General features: G+C 62.4%; 13 protein-coding genes and 1 tRNA gene. 9 read left to right on the top strand and 5 right to left on the bottom strand.

The window, feature by feature from the left end; all coding sequences use genetic code 11:
- Nucleotides 1-239: 239 nt before the first annotated feature.
- The 5 genes from H3H39_RS12050 (at nucleotide 240) to H3H39_RS12030 (ending at nucleotide 5,504) form a co-directional block, all read left to right on the top strand.
- Entirely contained in the window at nucleotides 240-1,829 is a 1,590-nt protein-coding gene (locus H3H39_RS12050) for a hypothetical protein (RefSeq protein WP_182153621.1), read from the top strand.
- 273 nt (nucleotides 1,830-2,102) lie between these two features.
- The gene (locus H3H39_RS27845; protein WP_229217997.1) at nucleotides 2,103-3,044 is read left to right on the top strand and encodes a DUF2867 domain-containing protein; all 942 of its coding nucleotides are present in this window, start codon (nucleotides 2,103-2,105) and stop codon (nucleotides 3,042-3,044) included.
- A 58-nt stretch (nucleotides 3,045-3,102) separates the two neighbouring features.
- The gene (locus H3H39_RS12040; protein ID WP_182153620.1) at nucleotides 3,103-3,927 is read left to right on the top strand and encodes a TetR/AcrR family transcriptional regulator; all 825 of its coding nucleotides are present in this window, start codon (nucleotides 3,103-3,105) and stop codon (nucleotides 3,925-3,927) included.
- Nucleotides 3,924-5,270, top strand: coding sequence for an ABC1 kinase family protein (locus H3H39_RS12035; protein ID WP_182153619.1), 1,347 nt, complete (start codon nucleotides 3,924-3,926; stop codon nucleotides 5,268-5,270). Before H3H39_RS12040 ends, H3H39_RS12035 begins: the two co-directional genes overlap by 4 nt.
- A gap of 159 nt (nucleotides 5,271-5,429) precedes the next feature.
- Nucleotides 5,430-5,504 (top strand) — tRNA-Val (locus H3H39_RS12030).
- 160 nt (nucleotides 5,505-5,664) lie between these two features.
- Here H3H39_RS12030 and H3H39_RS12025 read toward each other — a convergent pair.
- The 5 genes from H3H39_RS12025 to H3H39_RS12005 all read right to left on the bottom strand — a co-directional run bounded on the left by H3H39_RS12025 (nucleotide 5,665) and on the right by H3H39_RS12005 (nucleotide 12,846).
- Complete coding sequence (locus H3H39_RS12025; protein WP_182153618.1) at nucleotides 5,665-7,080, bottom strand: sodium:solute symporter family protein; 1,416 nt, start codon at nucleotides 7,078-7,080, stop codon at nucleotides 5,665-5,667.
- A 359-nt stretch (nucleotides 7,081-7,439) separates the two neighbouring features.
- Nucleotides 7,440-8,069, bottom strand: a complete 630-nt coding sequence (locus tag H3H39_RS12020; protein ID WP_182153617.1) for an SCO family protein — start codon at nucleotides 8,067-8,069, stop codon at nucleotides 7,440-7,442.
- Entirely contained in the window at nucleotides 8,066-8,854 is a 789-nt protein-coding gene (locus H3H39_RS12015) for a formylglycine-generating enzyme family protein (protein WP_220461531.1), read from the bottom strand. Before H3H39_RS12015 ends, H3H39_RS12020 begins: the two co-directional genes overlap by 4 nt.
- A 15-nt stretch (nucleotides 8,855-8,869) precedes the next feature.
- Entirely contained in the window at nucleotides 8,870-10,366 is a 1,497-nt protein-coding gene (gene nirK / locus H3H39_RS12010) for a copper-containing nitrite reductase (RefSeq protein ID WP_182153615.1), read from the bottom strand.
- Between the two features lie 218 nt (nucleotides 10,367-10,584).
- Nucleotides 10,585-12,846 carry a putative bifunctional diguanylate cyclase/phosphodiesterase gene (locus H3H39_RS12005; protein WP_182153614.1) on the bottom strand — a complete coding sequence of 754 codons (2,262 nt, stop codon included), beginning with the start codon at nucleotides 12,844-12,846 and terminating at the stop codon, nucleotides 10,585-10,587.
- 386 nt (nucleotides 12,847-13,232) lie between these two features.
- Here H3H39_RS12005 and H3H39_RS12000 point away from each other — a divergent pair, with 386 nt between their 5' ends.
- The 4 genes from H3H39_RS12000 (at nucleotide 13,233) to H3H39_RS11985 (ending at nucleotide 17,799) form a co-directional block, all read left to right on the top strand.
- Nucleotides 13,233-14,285: an OmpA family protein gene (locus H3H39_RS12000; protein ID WP_182153613.1), complete on the top strand. Its 1,053-nt coding sequence runs from the start codon at nucleotides 13,233-13,235 to the stop codon at nucleotides 14,283-14,285.
- 73 nt (nucleotides 14,286-14,358) lie between these two features.
- A complete protein-coding gene (locus H3H39_RS11995) occupies nucleotides 14,359-14,943 on the top strand; it encodes an outer membrane lipoprotein (RefSeq protein ID WP_182153612.1) in 585 nt (194 codons plus the stop codon).
- 190 nt (nucleotides 14,944-15,133) lie between these two features.
- Nucleotides 15,134-16,267 carry a CaiB/BaiF CoA transferase family protein gene (locus H3H39_RS11990; RefSeq protein WP_182153611.1) on the top strand — a complete coding sequence of 378 codons (1,134 nt, stop codon included), beginning with the start codon at nucleotides 15,134-15,136 and terminating at the stop codon, nucleotides 16,265-16,267.
- A gap of 350 nt (nucleotides 16,268-16,617) precedes the next feature.
- Complete coding sequence (locus H3H39_RS11985; protein WP_182153610.1) at nucleotides 16,618-17,799, top strand: acetyl-CoA C-acyltransferase family protein; 1,182 nt, start codon at nucleotides 16,618-16,620, stop codon at nucleotides 17,797-17,799.
- Nucleotides 17,800-17,903 lie beyond the last annotated feature (104 nt).

The following is a 17,903-nucleotide window of genomic DNA, read 5'->3' as shown; positions in this document are numbered from 1 at the left end:
TGCGGCGTCGCCAGCAATTGCATTCCACGCGATGCCATCGGCGTCGATCATCACCCTCTGCCCGTATGTTCAGTATGCGGCTCCGGCGCGGTTGAGGTGGAAGAGTCAGCCCCCGGGCCGGAGCTGGTTTTTAGGTGTGATGGGAGAAAGGTTGAGAATTCCAGGCCCCAACTCTGGCTATAATTGAAAAATTGAATTAATTATCAATTTTTCTCGTCGCGAAGATCGGAGTCCCGGGTATGACCACCATCGTTGCCATTCCTGCTGGGCGTGCCGCGCCGTACGCCCCATCCGCCGCGCTCGCCTTGGAACAGGCATCCGCCGCTACCCATGCTCCGGCACCAACTGCCGCTGTCAAGCTCAGTCCAGAAGGTCTGGCCGCCATCCGGCAAGACGCGGTGCAAGGCCCGGATCCGGACGCCACGCCGTTGCTGTGGGAGTCGCCGGCGCGCGACAAGATCACCTCGCTGATCGCGCGCAACTTCTTTGCGCCTTCGGTCGGTGGACGCTTTCATGGGCTGGGCAGTGCCTTGCTGGAGCGGTTCTATGGTGACGGTGCTGATGTGACCCAAGCGGCGCGCCTGCCGCAGTCCGGCTCCGAGTTGTATTCGCCGGTGGCGGCCGCCGCCATGGCCAAACCCGCCGCGCACGGCCAGGGTGACAACCAGGTCGCGCTCACCATCGCCACCACAGGCGGGGCACAAGTGAAACTGACGCTCGACAGCGGCGACGATGGCCTGGCCGTGCAGATGCAGACCACCGGCACCCTGAATCAGGCTGAACGCGACGCGCTCGCCAAGCTGACCGACGCTTTTCAGGATGCCATAGACGGCATCGCGCAGAGTCCGCCCCAACTGAAACTGGGTGGCTTGCTGGCGTTCGATCCGGCCGTGCTGGCGTCGGTGGACTTGCATACCGTGGTCAAGGTGGCGACCGTGCCTGAAACCGTGCAGACGCTGGACTTGCACGCCGATGGCGCACACCGCAAGGTCAGCTTCAGCGGCGCCGCCGGCGCGGTCAACGTCAACGTGGACATGAGCCAGGCGGCCGCGTTGGGCAACAAGGCCCAGCAGGCCAGGGCGGTGGGCAGTTATTTGCAGCAGGTCGATCTGGCCGCCTCGCGCGGGCATGGTGATGCGTCGCTGGTGTCCATGTTCAAGGATGCGTTTGCGGAAATGAATAGCGGCTACGACGCGGCCAGCCTGCCGCCAACGGAGGTCGCCCGCGCCGACAAGCTGACGCTGTCCGGCGAAGACCATGCGCTGCTGACGGGTCTGGCCGATTTCGACGCGGCCATCACGCAGACGTCGCAGTCGCCTAATCGCATGCGCCCTGGTGAGCACGATGCCTTCTCGTATCAGGTATCGCAGAGCACCAGCATCGGTGGCCGTAGCCAGGGCGACCGCTTCGTGGCCCAGCATCAGCGCTCGCAGCTGAACGCCAGCTACCACATGCCAGCCGTGCCTGGCGGCCAGTTGCGGCTCGATGGCGGGCCGGAAGACCAGAACTACGACTATTACCAGATCGACGACAACGCCAGTTCGGACGCGCTGATGGCATACGACCAGGGGCGCTTGAAAACTGCATCGCTGCGCCAATCGGCCACGCAATCGACTCACGTGATGAAGTACGCGATGGGCCATCTGATCGCCGATGCCACCACGCCGGGCCAGCGCACGCTGCAGCGCGACTTGGTGGAGGCGCTGGCGCCCGATTTGAAGGGCGACCGCCATCGTTCGCTCGATGAGATTTTCCGCCGCAAGCAGGCCTTGGAGGAGGTGGCTGGTCTGGTGCCGTTGCAGGCTTATGGTGACGCTTTTAAAAACTAACCCTACGATTTACGCTTTTCTTGGCAAAGTGGAGAAAAGCCCTTCCTGATTCGCCAGGTTATGTGTCAGACATCGGCGCGCCCGCTGGCCGCTGTCGACACCCTTCGCTCTCCACGTTCCGTACGTGCGCATCCACCGTCCTGCGGTTGCCCCGTTTTTCCGTTTCCCCTGATAGGTCAGGATAGGCGGCCTGCCGCATTCAAACAATATTTACTATTCATTAAATTATAGATATGGCATACTAATGAATACTAAATATTCTATAAGCACATCATGCAACTCAACTTCACCAAGGTCATCATCCTTAACGCCGTGAGTAGCGCTGTACTGGCCTTCATCTGGTTGCTCGCGCCGCAATTGCTGCTGAAAGCTTGGCGTGTCGCGCAATCGCCAGAGGTCGCACTGATAGGCCGCAGAAGCGCGGGACTGTTCGCTGGCATGTCGGTGTTGCAGTTCAGTGCGCGAAACATTGCGGATTTGGCTGCCAGGCTGGTTTTCGTGAAGGGCTTTTCAGCGGCCTATCTCCTTTTGGCGGCGTTGGGTTTGTTTGAACTTTTCAGCGGCCATGCGGGGTCAGGCATCTTGTCCGCCGTTTTCGTTGAGATTGGCATGGCTGTGGCGCTCATCGCCAGCGTATGGCGTCGGAATCAAACCACGGGATCCCTGTACATGACACCACAACAGCATCGCGTAACGCCCGTAGCGATTCCTTCAGACTCCGGCGTATTCAGGCACTACGCAGCAACGAATCTCGCTGATGCTTACTCGATCGAGCTTCCCGCCGGCGCATCGACCGACCCTGAAGTGTTGGCGAGGTTCATCTTTTCCCAGCAAGCACCCTGGATCGGCTATCTGATGGGGATCCGAGACGCGGTCGTCGGGCGCATCGGGCTCAAAACCACCGGCGGACTGGCGGCGCTTGGCGCCGACGGCAAGACAGGCCGTCTCGGGATATTCAAGATCTACGTCACAAGTCCGAGCGAAATTATTGTTGGAGAAGACGACAAGCACCTGGACTTCAGGCTTTCTGTCCTCTGTTCTCATCAGCCGTCGCCCGAAGGTAAACGTTACCTCACTATGTCAACGGTGGTTCATTGCCACAACCGTCTGGGCCGTCTCTATATTCTTGCCATCGCTCCGTTCCACCGCTTGGTCGTTCAGTCCAGTCTGCGCAGCGCTGCAAGAACCGGCTGGCCGTCGGTTACACCGACCTGAGCCCCCGGGTTCCCATGCGCGGCCCACTGAGGCACTGCATTAACTTTGAGGAAAGAACATGAAAACCACGCAAGCTCAGCAAGATAAAACCCGCCGCACCCTCATCCAATGTGCAGTCGACGCAATAACGGCCCATGGTTTCGACAACACCACCATGAAGCAGATTGCGCGGGCAGCAAAAATAGGCGATGCCACCATCTACAAGTACTTTCCCACCAAGGAAAAGCTGGTACTCGGCTATTTCGATCAGCTCATATTTGACGCGATTGACGCCACCCTGCAAACCCCAGGCCTGGCCGATTACGGTCTGCAGGAAAAGCTGCAACGGTTGACCGATGCCGTGCTGGAGCTGATGCTGCCCGACCGTGAATTCGTGGCCCAAGCCCGCACGCTGCTGGGCCGCGCACCCTTGGCGATGCTGGGTCAACAAATGGCGGGCAAACAGGCCATGACCCATCTGGTACTAACGTTCTTGCAAGCGGCGGAAGAATCCGCCGAGATGCCCACTTGCAGCTTCAAGTCCGGCTTAGCCGCGCTGTACAACGACTACCTGTTCGGCGTGTTGGCTTACTGGCTCAACGACGATTCCGACGAATTTGCCGACACGACGCAGTTTATCGATTTGTCCCTGGGCTTGCTGGTGCTGACCCTGCGCTCTGGCGTCGTCAACCAGGCGTTGCAACTGGGTGGCTTTGTGCTGCGCAGCCAGATGGCACGGTTGATGGTGCGCGGTAGTGGGGTGCTTGATTTGCTGCGCCTGGCCAAGCAGGCCGCCCAGGCCAGCCAAGGGCACAATGAACGCGTCCACTCAGCGCATGAACCCAAACCAGCCCCCAAGCGCAAGACGGCGAAAGCACCTGTCCGCCGCAAGGCCGCGCCATGAGTTCAACCAAGCCACCCCGCACCACAACCCTGACCCGTGGCGCCATCACGGGCATGGCCGCCGCACGCCTGGGCGCGGCCCGGCTTGGACAGCGCCTGCGTCCCCCGGCCAGCACGCCTGCCGCGCGTGCGTTGGCCCAAGACCGCGACGAAGCGCAACTGGGCCGCATTCTCTTTCAGGCTTTGAGCCAGTTACGTGGCAGCGCGCTCAAAGTGTCGCAATTACTGAGCATGGACATCGGCTTTCTGCCTGCAGGCGTACGCCGCGAACTGGCCGGTGCTTGTTACCAGGTCAGACCGCTGAACCGTGCCCTGATTGGCAAGGTTTTTCGACAGGCATTTGCTCAAGAGCCTGAAAGCCTGTTCGACCATTTTGAACCGACCGCCTTCGCCGCGGCCAGCCTGGGGCAGGTCCACCGGGCCAAGTTGCAGGGCTTTGGCGCGGTCGCGGTGAAGGTGCAATACCCTGGCATCGCGGCCACCATTCCGTCGGATATGCTGCTGCTGCGCCACGCGCTCAAAGTCTTGGGGGGCACACTACCCTTGCCGCCGCAACATGTGATTGACCAGGTGCTGGCGGATATCGAGGCCACGCTGCTGCGCGAGGTGGACTACCGGCAAGAAGCCGCGCAACAGCAATGGTTCGCTCAACATGCCGCTCGACCAGGCGTGGTGATTCCGCAAGTGCTGATGTCACATACCCGCGCCCAGGTGCTCACCCAGCAGCACTTGAGTGGCCTGCACTTGAATGAATGGTTGGCAAGCCAACCCAGCCAGGCAGAGCGCAATGCCCATGGACAGCGCCTGTTTGACTGGTTTATGCATTGCGCATTTGAGCTGGGGCATATCCATGCGGACCTGCATCCAGGCAACTTCCTGTTCATTGCGGACGATGTGCACGGTCAGGCGCTTGGTATTCTGGATTTTGGCTGTACGCGCCCGCTGTCGCCTGAATTTCGGCGCTTGATATTAGCCCACTGGTCAGCCGTACTGCTCCCCTGTTCGCCCGACCGTGATTCGGCGCTCTTGCAAAGTTACATACGCATGGGCCTGATTGCGCCAGACATCAGCATGCAAACTTTTGTCAGCGACATCATGCCAGCACTGATTCCTTTGCAGGCCTGGGCCACCGAGCCGTTCCGGCAATCTCATTTTGACTTCTCACACAAAAGCATGCTCACACAACCGTCCTCACAATATCAAAAAAACTTTGGCCAAAAAATGTGCGGCCTACCCGCCGAACTGCCAACGTTCGACCGGGCCTGGCTGGGTCTGATGCACATGTTGAGCCATATCGGCGCACGGATATGTGTGGACAACCCGTGGCTTCAACGGCGCTCCTAACCCATCAGTTTTTTCTTGGAGGACGTGGCCGGACTGGTGCCGCTGCGCGCTCATGGAGACGGGGCTGGAAACTAACCTTACGATTTACACTTTTTTTGGCCAAGTGGAGAAAAGCCCTTCCAAAAGCGGCGGGTTGTGTGTCATAATTCGGCCCGCTTCGGGAGGTTAGCTCAGGGGTAGAGCACTGCATTCACACTGCAGGGGTCGCAAGTTCGAAACTTGCACTTCCCACCAAATATAAAAAAGCCGCGTCGACACATCAGTCGGCGCGGCTTTTTGCATTGGTGGCCGCCGCCGGGGAGGGCTGCGGCGCTGGTGACAGTTCCGTGGCTTGAGTCCACACGGCACGCTCAACTTTATCTGCGAATGCGCCAACTTGCTTCGAGCATGCCGCCTATTGTCGCAAGGGCAGTGACGGCCCGCAGCCCAGCGCCGACCGTTGTTTCGCGGACTTGAACAGGTGGCTGACGCTCATGGTCAGCAGCGGTCCGGCCAGCGCCAGATAGGAGCTGTCGATACCGTAGGGATTGCCCGCCAGGAACCAGCCTATCGTCATCACCACCGACAGGATCACGCCAAGGAAGGCGCCGCGCGGCGTGCCGAATTTCGGCGCATAAAACGCCATCAGGATCAGCACGGCGAGGGTGGCGCGCAATGCCTTGCCGAGGAAGGCAATCATCAGCAGTTTCTCCGCCGACAGCGCCAGCACCAGGGGCAGCAGGCCGCCGACGACGATAGCGATCCGAACGAAGATCAGTGATTTCCTGTCGTTGCCCTCCTTGTTGAAGAAGGGATCGTAGAAGTCTTTCATTGCCAGCGTGGCCGACGCGAGCGTGGTCGCCGAGATGCCGCCAAACAGCGCCCCGGCCAGGCCAACCACCATCACGCTGGCGGAGAAGGCTGGCATATGCGCGATCAGCGTCGGGAAGGCGTCGATCGACTTCACGCCTGGATAAAGCACGGCGCTGCACATGCCGATGAGCGCCGCCATCAGTCCAAACGGGATCATCAGCGACGAGACATAGAAGCACGCACGCCTGGCGACCATCGGGTTGTCGGTACTGACCAGCGCCTGGATGACATACTGCGTCGCAAAAATCGAACCGATGCCTCCGATCATCCACGCGAAGACCTGGCTCCAGCCGATCTCGATCCAGTTGAACATCTTGACCGGCAGTTGCACCTGCAACTGGGTGATGCCGCCGGTCGCCTGCAGGGCGTACGCCAGGGCCAGGATCACGCCCAGATATTTGGCGATAGAGTGGAGGAAATTGGTGTACACGACCGAACGCATGCCGCCCAGGCTGACGTAGATGACCGTGGTCGCGCCCACCATCAGGATCGCAACCGTCTTGTTGATGTGCAGGACGGCGGCCAGCACCGCACCGCCGCTGGCATACAGCGCGACGGCCACGATACCGAGCGCAACAATGGTGAGCGCCGAGGCGGCATAGCGCACCGGCTGGCCGTAGGCCTGGGCGAGGATGCCGGAAATCGTGCTCTGCCCGCTTTCCTTGTATTTTTTAACGAGAATAAGGGCCAGCAATAGAAAACCCAAAGCCAGCGCGACCAGGTTCCAGGCCGCCGAAATACCGACTTCATAGCCTTTTTGTGCCGTGCCGATGCTGACGGAACTGCCGATGAACTCCGACAACAGCAGCGCTCCGATCAGGTAAGCGGGGAAATTTCGCCCGCCCGCGGTCATGCCTTCGCTACTGTTGGCGTGTTTGCGCACCCGGTAGGTGATATATGAAATGAGCGCGAAGTAGCCGGCGGTCAGCCCGCCGATAATCAACAACCTGGTATCCATCTTTGTTCTCCAAATTGGCTGGAGCATGAAGTCATCGCCAGCCGAGACGTACGGCATTTTCAAAGTTACTGCCCGATTTTTCGAATCATATTTATTCCGTATGATCCGAAGTGGTGTAACAACGATATTCCCTATGAGGAGCGCCGTCCAACACTGCTTGGATATCGATCCGATACCTGGAGGGTATGAAGATTGAACTGATGCCAGCAACAACCATGGCGCCAGACACGTGTCGAAGGCGTGGGCAAAGCTGGGAGGATGGAATGCGCATCGCCACGGGGCATTCGGCGATGTAGAGCTAAAAGAAAAAAGGCTTGCGAATGATCGCAAGCCTTTTGGCATGTTGGGCCGCCGGCCCGCTAGCGTGCCGCCGATTTTGCCGTTGCGGCGGCGGCCGTATCCCGTATCAATTGTACGAAGGCGGGATCGACCGCGCCGATCTTGAGCGTGCGGCCCAGCACGCGGCCGTCGCCATCGAGCAGCACCAGCACCGTGGTGTGGTTGTATTCGCCGCTCTCGAGCCGCCGGTACTGGATGTCGAGCGTGGCGGCGATCTTGCGTACGCTGGCCGCGTCGGTGCGGGCCACGGACCAATGGGCCGGGTCCAGTTCGCGCTGGCGGGCCACGGTCTTGAGCGCTTTGATATCGTCGCGCGCGGGATCGAAGGTGATCAGCAGCATGGACAGGCGCTCGCGTGTGGCCGGGTCCAGCGCCTGCTGGGTCTGCCGCATGGTATCGATCAGCATCGGGCAGACAAATTCGCACGAGTTGTAGAACATGCTCACCAGCACTGGATGGCCGCGCAGGTCGCGCAGCTTGAACGGTTTGCCGTCCTGGTTGTTGAGCGTGGCAGGCAACTGGTAGAGCGAGGTGGACGGCAAGGCCGCCGCCGGCGCGGCCGGCGCATCCGTGGCCCACGCGGGCAGGGCCAGCGCGCACAGGGACGACAGCAGCAGGGCGGACAGGTGGGGGCGGACAGTCTGGATCATTTCTTATCCTTGGTCAGGCTACGGGCGCAGCGGAAGCCCAGGTCGTTGGTGCTGTCGGCGCCCTTCAGTGAGGACAGCAGCGCCACCCGCATCAGGACGGCGAAATTGTCGCGGTCTTGCAGGCTGATGGCGCCCGCGCCGCAGTATTGCAGTTTTTCCGGGTCGCCCTGGTCGCGGCTGTCGGCGCTCACCAGCAGGGCGTTGAAGTCATCCACCCATTCCCAGATCAAGCCATGCACGTCGCGGATGCCGTAAAAGTTCGGCTTGCCGCCGATGGCGCCATGGCTGCCATTCGACGCTTGCGAATACCAGGCCAGGATGCGGGCGCGCCAGGCCGGGTCCTTGCGGGCGTCGGGGCGGCGCTCGTCGGCCGCCGCCACGTATTCCCATTCATACCAGCTGGGCAGGCGGGCCTGCTCGCTTTCGCAGAACGCCTGCGCCGCGAACCAGCTGACGTTGGTGACGGGCTGTTGGTTCAAGCCGTCGCCGGCCTCGGCACCGTCATACTGGCGCAGGTAGTTGGCGTCAACGAAGATAGGCGGCGCTGCGCCCCGTTGCCATTCGGGGTGGGCGGCGATGAAGGCCTGGAATTCGCCGTTGGTGACCGGTTCGGTGCGCATGGCGAAGCGGCCCACCTTGACGGGCGGGTTGCCGGCATTCCCGCCCGACAGCACGGTGACAAGGCGGCCCGCCGGCACGGCCACATAATCGGCCGCGCCGGCTGGCCCTCCCGAGGCCAGCAGCGGTGCTGCCAGCGTCAGGAGGAGGGTGCTTGTCAGAGGCAGCTTCACTGATCCGCCTTAGTGCGCGGCCTGCGCCTTGGGCGCCGGCTTGGCCCGCGCGGCCTTGACGTCGGCGGCCTTGATCTGGCCACCCTTGTTGTCCCAGCTGTTGAGCACGTAGGTGAGGATGTTGGCCACTTCGTCGTCGTTCAACTGGTTCATCGGCGGCATCACCGAGTCATACTGTTTGCCGTTGACCTGTACCTTGCCCGTCAGGCCGTGCAGCACGATGCCGCTGGCGCGCTTGGGGTCGGCGTTCAGGAAGTCGGACTTGGCCAGCGGCGGGAACACATTGGGCAAGCCCTCGCCATTGGCCTGGTGGCAGACCGAGCAGGTACCGGCGAACAGCGATTTACCGGCGGCGATCTGGTCCTGCACGGTCAGGTTGCCGCTGGCGGCGGCGGCCGTGGCCGTGGTGACCGATTTCAGGTTGGGTGCGGCGCGGTCGCCCAGGTAGACGGAATCGACTTCCTTGCCGGAGTAGATGCTCTTTTCTTCAGCACCGTCCACCTTGAGGATGGCCAGCGCGCCCTTGTTGAAGGCGCGGAAGATGGAGTGGTCCACCATCACATAGCTGCCCGGTACCTTGGTGGTGAATTCCGCGATGGCGGCGCCACCGGCCGGAATCAGCGTGGTCTGCACATTGGTCTGGCTGTTGGTGCCGCCTTCGAAGCGCACCCGGTCGAAGATGGCGCCGATCACGTGGAAGCTGGACACCATGTTGGGGCCGCCATTGCCGATGAACAGGCGCACCGATTCATTGGTCTTGGCCTTGATCGCGTTGTCGCCCGTGAGTGCGCCCTCGGCGCCGTTGAACAGCACGTAGGTGGGCTTCTCGTCGATGGCTTTTTCCATGTCGAATGGCTGCAAGCCTTTTTCACGGTATTTGCCGGTAGTGTAGAAGTCACCCTGCATCACGTAGTACTCATGATCGACCGGTGGCAAGCCTTCCGGTGGTTCCACCAGGATCAGGCCATACATGCCGTTGGCCACGTGCATGCCGACCGGCGCCGTGGCGCAGTGGTACACATAGATACCTTCGTTGAGCGCCTTGAACGTGAATTGCGACTCGTGGCCCGGCGCCGTGAAGCTGGAAGCGGCGCCGCCGCCTGGCCCTGTCACGCCGTGCAAGTCGATGTTGTGCGGCATTTTGCTCGATGGATGGTTCTTCAGATGGAATTCCACCGTGTCACCCTGGCGCACGCGGATGAAGCTGCCCGGCACGGAGCCGCCAAAGGTCCAGAAAGTGTAGCTGACGCCTTCCGAGATCTGCATCTGTTTCTCCACCACTTCCAGGCTGACGATGACCTTGGCCGGGTAGTGGCGGTTGGTGGGCGGCGGCACCATGGGCGGGCTGGTCAGCACAGCGTTGATGGGGGCGCCCTGCGGTGGGCCGAAATCGCCGGGGAATTTGCTGGGCTCGGCCGCGTTGGCCGAGGGCAGGCCCGCCATCAGCGCGGCGCACAGTCCGGCGGCGCGCAACAGGGTGGACAGGGATAAGACGGAAGTTTGCATGTTGGGACCCCTTTTTTCTCTTATAGTGCCGGCCTGGCGGCGCCGGTGTTGTGTGAAAGCCTTAAAATAACATTTCTACAACATTGGTCTTGATGCGGCGCAAAGACCACGACAGGTATACCGTAGCCGAATTATAAAAAAATTGACCCAAATCAAATTTGGGGCAGATTGAAAGGGCGGAGAGGGAAGCGGCGAGAGGGGCGACGGCTTGGCCCTGGTCAATACGGCCAGGTGGTCGTGGCGCGGCGCTGGGCCACCCACTGCGCCATCAGGGGCGCGGTCATGGGCGGGGCGATGGCGAAGCCTTGGGCCAGGTCGCAGCCCAGATGTTGCAGCAGGGCCGCCACCGCCCCGGTTTCCACCCCTTCCGCGATGACTTGCCGGTGGAACACGGCGGCCAGGCCGAGGATGCCCTTGACGATGTCGAGGTCACCCGGATCGTTGTGCATGGTGCGCACGAAGCTGCGGTCTATCTTCAATGTCTTGACCGGCAGGTGGCGCAGGTAGGCCAGCGAGGAATAGCCGGTGCCAAAGTCGTCGAGGGCGCAATCGATACCGATGCGGTGGCAGGCGTGGATCACTTCCGACACCTTGAACAAGTCTTCGACCGCGCTCGACTCCAGGATTTCCAGCTCCAGCGAGTTCGGCTTCAGGCGCGGATAGCTGGCCAGCCGGTCGGCCAGATAGGACACGAAGTCGCTCTGTTGCAGCAGGTGCGCACACACGTTGACGCTGACCGGAATATTCAGTCCGGCCTGCTGCCAGGCCGCCGCCTGCTGCAAGGCGGTGTCGATGACCCAATGGCCCAGCTCCACGCCGATGCGCTGATCGTCGATCATGGTGATGAACTGGGCCGGTTCCAGCAGGCCGCGCCGGGGGTGTTGCCAGCGCAGCAGCGCCTCGGCGCCCACCACCACGCCCGTGCGCAGGTTGACCTTGGGCTGGTAGTAAAGCTGGAACTGCTTTTCCGCCACGGCCAGGCGCACTTCCTGCAGGTATTCGAACTGGCTCTTGAGCGCTTCGTCATGCTCCACGTCGAACAGGTGGTAGCGGTTCTTGCCGGCCAGCTTGGCCTGGTACATGGCCTGGTCAGCGTGGCGCAGCAACTGGTCCGGGGCGGCCGGATCGGCGGGGTAGAGCGTGACGCCGATGCTGGCCGTCACCTGCAAGGTCAGCTCGTCCAGGCGGATGGGCGACGATACCGCGTGCAGCAGGCGGCTGACCATCGACTCGAACTCGTGGTGGTGTTCCAGGTCCACCAGCAGGGCCACGAACTCGTCGCCGCCCAGGCGGGCGATGGTGTCTTCGTCGCGCAGTGCCGCCTTCATGCGCGCGGCACAGGCGATCAGCAAGGCGTCGCCCACGCCGTGGCCGTGCTGGTCGTTGACGGCCTTGAAGCCGTCCAGGTCGAGAAACACGACGGCCAGCGCGCGTTGCTGGCGCTGGCTCTGGGCCAGCGCCTGCTGCAGCCGGTCCAGCAGCAGGACCCGGTTGGGCAGGCCGGTCAGGGCATCGAAATGGGCAATATGTTCCAGGGCGTGCTGGTTCTGCTTCAACTGGGTGATGTCAGTGAAGATGGCGACATAGTTGACGGGCCGGTTGGCATTGTCGCGCACGGCGCTGATGCCCAGCATGGCCACGAATTCGGAACCGTCCTTGCGCCGGCACCATAATTCGCCTGACCAGTGGGCATGTTCGGCGACGGCCCGCCACACGGCGTCGTAGCTGACCGTTTCAGCGTGCCCGGACTGGAGAAAACAGGGACTGTGGCCCAGCGCTTCGGCGCGGCTGTAGCCGGTGATGCTGGAAAAGGCGTTGTTCACGTCGATCAGGACGCCGTCCGCGTCCGTGATCATGATGCCTTCGCTGGCGTAGGCAAAAACGCTGGCGTCCAGTTGCAGCCGGGCCGCGGCCGATTTCTGTTCCGTGACGTCGACGATGACGGCGCGGCATTCGATGCCATCTGGCGCCAGCATGGCGTCGATCTGCACCGTGCGCGGCAGGTGGCCAGCCTGGCTCAACCTGACTTCACAGTGCTGCTTGGCGCCGGTGGCGTACACCTTGGCCAGCATGGCGCGGAACGCGGCGCGGTCGGCCAGGATCAGGAACGTGTCGAAGCGGGTGCCGACCGGACTGTCGGCCGCGCGGTCGAGCAGTTGCACGCTGGTGGCGTTAATCTGGATGATCTTGCCGTCGCGGTCGAGGCTGACGAAACCGGATGGCGAACAATGGTAGAAGTCGGCGTAGCGTTCCTTGATGTGCTCCACCTCACGATAGGCGCGGAGCAACTCCTCGTTTTGTGCCTGCAATTCTTCCTGGTGGACCTCAAGCCTGCTTAGCAGGTGCAGCAACGCCGTCGTTTCGTTGGCGCCGCCGGTGCCGGCGCCGCCGCGCCGCCGATGGCGTGCCGAAGTGCCAGTGCGCTCACCATCCTTGTCGGCGGGTGCTGGTTCACTGCCTGTGTGGACCGGATTGTTCATGTTGCCACTCGAAAACGGGGGACAGAATTTGTACAGTATTGTGAATTTTCACCTCACGTACAACCCGCAGATCAATCGGCTGACAGAAATTTCCTGTACACGGACGGGAAGGGTACATACCGTGGTTGCTGTCCAACACACTTCATTCATGCCAGTGATGGCGTTCGAACAGAACCTACGCAGTCCTTACTTCTCACAAACCCGATGGTGTCATCGACTGACCAAATATACAATTTCTTACATCTTTGCACAAATTTCCAGTCCACCAATAGTGCGCGGGTTTCGTTTAGCCAATAACCAGATCGCAATGGCGGCAAACACACTCGCTGCCGCCACTGCGGAATGGGCCTTACGAACAACCATAAAATTTAAGAATGGGAAACGATATGATGAAATCCAAGAAAATCGCCCTGGCGGCCCTCGCCCTGTGCGCCTCCTTCTCCGCCGTCGCCGCGGACGAAGCGATCAATCCCTCCTGGTACATCCAGCCCAGCGTCAACGCGATCAAGCCCGATGGCGACTTCGGCGTGGACAAGCACGGCTTCGGCGCCGGCTTGAAATTCGGCAAGGCGGTGAGCGACAACTGGGACGTGCAGATGGGCACCACCTACGCCCGTTCCCGCGACAACGGCGAGCGCTACCAGCAAAACACCTTCGGCGTGGATGGCCTGTACCTGTTCTCCCGTTCCGCCTTCCGTCCATTCCTGCTGGTGGGTGCCGGCCTGGAGCATGACAAGGCCAACCTGAACACGCTGGGCCAACTGTCGAAGAACTCGCCGTTCGTGAGCGCCGGCCTCGGTTTCCAGGCATCGCTGAATGACCAGTGGTCGATGCAGGCCGACCTGCGCGATGTGCACGGCTTCATCCGTGGCAACGAGTTCGGCACCAGCAAATCGAACAATTACTACCTGACCGTGGGCCTGAACTATGCGTTCGACAAGCCTGCCGCCCGCCCCGTGCCAGTGGCGCCCGTGGTGACCCCGCAGCCTGTCGTGGAAGTGGCGCCGCCGCCACCAGCGCCAGTCGCTCCGCCGCCACCAGCGCCTGCCCGCTTTGAGAAAGTGACGATGTCGGCCACCGAACTGTTTGATTTCGGCAGCGACAAGCTGCACGCCGGCCAGCCCAAGCTGGACGAGATGGCCAAGTTCCTCAACGACAACACCAGCGTCGAACATGTGGTGGTGACCGGTTATGCCGACCGCCTGGGCAACAGCAAGTCCAATCACGCGCTGTCGCTGCGCCGCGCCGAAGCCGTCAAGGCTTACCTGGTGGGCAAGGGTGTCGCCGCTGGCCGTATCAACACGGCCGGCAAAGGTGAAGAGCAGCCTGTGGCAAAATGCGACAACAAAAAGCAAAAGCGCGCTGAGCTGATCAAGTGCCTGGAGCCGAACCGTCGCGTGGAGATCGAACAGATCACCGTGGAACGCCGCGTCAACTAAGTCCGACGGCCCGCGCCGCGCCAGATGACGGCGCGCGCGGGCCGGTATCACACTACCAAATCAGGAGCACACCATGAACAAGCACACCATCCTGCTGGCAGCCATGCTGGCCACCGGCTTCATCTCCTCGCACGCTTCGGCGGCCGCTCAACCTGCCAGCCAGGGCGCCCAGGACGCGGCGGCCCGCTATGACAGCGACAAAAAGATGTGCGCCGACGAGCGCGAAGCTTCGCTGCGCATGCAATGCCTGCGCGACGCCAAGACCGTCTTCACCAAGGCGATGGAGAGCGCCAAGGCGACTTCGCCAGCCAACGGCCATGCCGTGTGCGCGACCTGCGGCAAGGTCACCTCGGTCCACGTGACGGAGCAGGCGGGCAAGGGCGGCGCATTGGGCATGGTCGCCGGCGGCGTGGCCGGCGCGCTGCTGGGCCACCAGGTGGGCGGCGGCACGGGCCGCGATGTGGCCACCGTGGCCGGCGCGGCGGGCGGCGCCTACGCGGGCAACAAGGTCGAAGAGAAAATGACGGCCAAAAAAGTGTGGACCGTGGCGGTGCAGTACGAGAACGGCCACCAGGCCAAGTTCACCTTCGACAAGGATCCTGGCATGGTCGCTGGCGACAAGGTGAAGAACTCTGGCCACAGCATCGTGCGCAACTGATCGCGCCAGTACGAGCCAGTACGAAATAGCGTGCGATAGAACGGCGGGGCGCCTGGGCGCTCCGCCGTTTTTCATTTTCCGTTAGGTAGGCGTGTTCCGCGCCGGATTCGTCGCATGCGACGATGTATGTGTTTCCGCGCCCGGTTACACTGGTAGCATCAGCCAACCACACCAATCGGGGACACATCGCATGGGCATACTGTCGGGCATACGTATCATCGAAATCGCAGGCATCGGGCCGGCGCCATTCTGCGGCATGCTGCTGGCCGACATGGGCGCGGACGTGATCCTGGTTGAGCGGGCGGCCGGCAAGTCCGGCGATCCGCTCGATTTGGGCGACAAGAACATCACCAACCGCGGCAAACGCTCGCTGGCGCTGGACTTGAAAGACCCGCAGGCCATTTCCACGCTGCTCAAGTTGATCGAAGGGGCCGATGCGCTGATCGAAGGCATGCGCCCCGGCGTGATGGAGCGCCTGGGCCTGGGACCGGACGCCTGCCTGGCCCGCAACCCCAAACTCATCTATGGCCGCATGACGGGCTGGGGCCAGGACGGCCCGCTGGCCAAGGCCGCCGGCCATGACATCAACTACATCGGCCTGTCCGGCGCGCTCTGGTATAGCGGCAGGCCGAATGAAGCGCCGGTGGCGCCGCCCACGCTGGTGGGCGATATCGGCGGTGGCGCCTTGTACCTGGCCATGGGCGTGCTGGCCGGTGTGCTGGGCGTGCGCAATGGCGGGGCGGGCCAGGTGGTGGACGCGGCCATCGTGGACGGCAGCGCCAATATGATGAACCTCCTGTTGTCGCTGCACGCGGCCGGCATGATGCCGATGCGGCGCGGCGAAGGCTTGCTCGACGGCCCGCACTGGTATGGTTCCTATGTGTGCCAGGATGGCCTGAGCGTGACCATCGGCGCGCTGGAACCGCAGTTCTACGGGCTGCTGCTGGAGAAGCTGGGCCTGAGCGGCGATCCCGAATTCGGCCGTCCCTACGATAAGCGCTGCTGGCCTTCGCTGCGCCTGAAATTGACGGCGCTGTTCCTGTCCCAGCCGCGTCAGCACTGGACCAAGCTGCTGGAAGGCAGCGACGCCTGCTACGCGCCCGTGTTGTCGCCGGTCGAGGCCCAGGCCCATCCCCACATGGCGGCGCGCGCCATCTACAGCGAACGCGATGGTGTGCTGCAGGCCGCGCCCGCGCCCCGGTTCCTGGCGGCCCCGCATATGCCGGGCGCCGTGCCCCGGCGCGGCGAGCATGGCGCCGCCATCCTGCGCGAAGCCGGTTGCAGCGAGGCCGATATCGCCAATTTGCTGGCGCCGCGCGACTGAAGGGCGGCACGCAGTGCAGCATAGTTCACCGCGAATGATTGTTTTGCTGTCATGAAATGCGAAGCGATCGTCATGAAATGGATGGGCAGCCCCGAGGTGGGAGCGGCTACCATTGAGGGGATTTTCGCAACAAAGGGCGGGGGAAGCGCGCTCAGATGGCCGGAACCGGGTGTGCGAAATTGACATCGGGCCGCGAAAGCCCCAGACTTCCTGTCGGAATTGACGCACTGCGGCATAATATGTCCGCTTTATGTCCGCTTTATGCCTGCGTTATGTCCGCATTGTGTCGCTGCGGCGCAAGTGCGCCGGCATGCACCAGCCCTTCGATCACCCGCTTTTAAGGAATTATCATGACTAAAGAAGTAGTTGTACTGAGCGCCGCTCGTTCCCCCATTGGCGCCTTCGGTGGTTCGCTGTCGGAGATGGAACCGGCCGAATTGGCGGGTATCGTGATGAAGGAAACCATCGCCCGCTCCGGCGTCGATGCTTCGGCCATCGGCAACGCCGTGGTTGGCACCTGCATTCCGACCGATGGCCGCTACGGCTACGTGTCGCGCGTCGCTTCCGTGCAAGCCGGTATGCCGATGGATTCCATCGCCATGCAAGTGAGCCGCCTGTGCTCGTCCGGCCTGCAAGCGATCGTGACGGCCGCCCAAGGCGTGATGCTGGGCGATTTCGAATACGGCATCGGCGGCGGCGTGGAAGTGATGTCGCGCGGTGGCTACATGCTGCCGGCGCTGCGCTCGGGCGCGCGCATGGGCGACACCAAGGCCATCGACATGATGACCTCCATCCTGACCGACCCGTTCGGCGTGGGCCACATGGGCATCACGGCTGAAAACCTGGCCGCCAAATACGGCATCACCCGCGAACAGCAGGACGCGTTTTCGCTGGAATCGCAGCGCCGCGCTGCGCTGGCCCAGGCCGAAGGCCGCTTCCAGTCGCAGATCGTGCCGATCGTGCGCCAGACCCGCAAGGGCGAAGTGGTGTTCGACGCCGATGAGCACCTGAAGCCAAATACCACGCTGGAATCGCTGGCCAAGATGAAACCGGCCTTCAAGAAGGACGGAACGGTCACCGCCGGTAACGCATCGGGCATCAACGACGGCGCCGCCTTCATGGTGCTGGCCGACGCCGCCCTGGCGGCCCAGCGCGGCCAGACCCCGATCGCCCGCATCGTCAGCTACGCCGTCGCCGGCGTGCCGAACGATGTGATGGGTGAAGGCCCGATTCCGGCCAGCCGCAAGGCCCTGGCCAAGGCCGGCCTGAAGATGGACCAGATGGACGTGATCGAATCGAACGAAGCGTTCGCCGCCCAGGCGCTGGCCGTCACCAAGGTGCTGGAACTGGATCCGGCCAAGACCAACCCGAACGGCGGCGCGATCGCGCTGGGCCACCCGGTGGGTTGCTCGGGCGCCTTCATCGCCACCAAGGCGATCTACGAACTGCAACGCACCAACGGCCGTTACGCGCTGGTGACGATGTGCATCGGCGGCGGCCAGGGTATCGCCGTGGTGTTCGAGCGCTGCTGATCCTGGTCGTTCGCGCTTAGTCCGTTAGCGTCTGGCCGGCGCCGCGCCGGATGTCCGCCCCCCAAGGCGGCATCTGCCGCGGCGCCGTTTTATTTCCGTGGCTC

It is taken from the genome of Rugamonas apoptosis, assembly GCF_014042355.1.
In the GTDB taxonomy this organism is placed as follows: domain Bacteria; phylum Pseudomonadota; class Gammaproteobacteria; order Burkholderiales; family Burkholderiaceae_D; genus Rugamonas; species Rugamonas apoptosis.
Note: the sequence above shows the minus strand (reverse complement) of the source record. Positions and strands in the feature narration are given on the sequence as shown.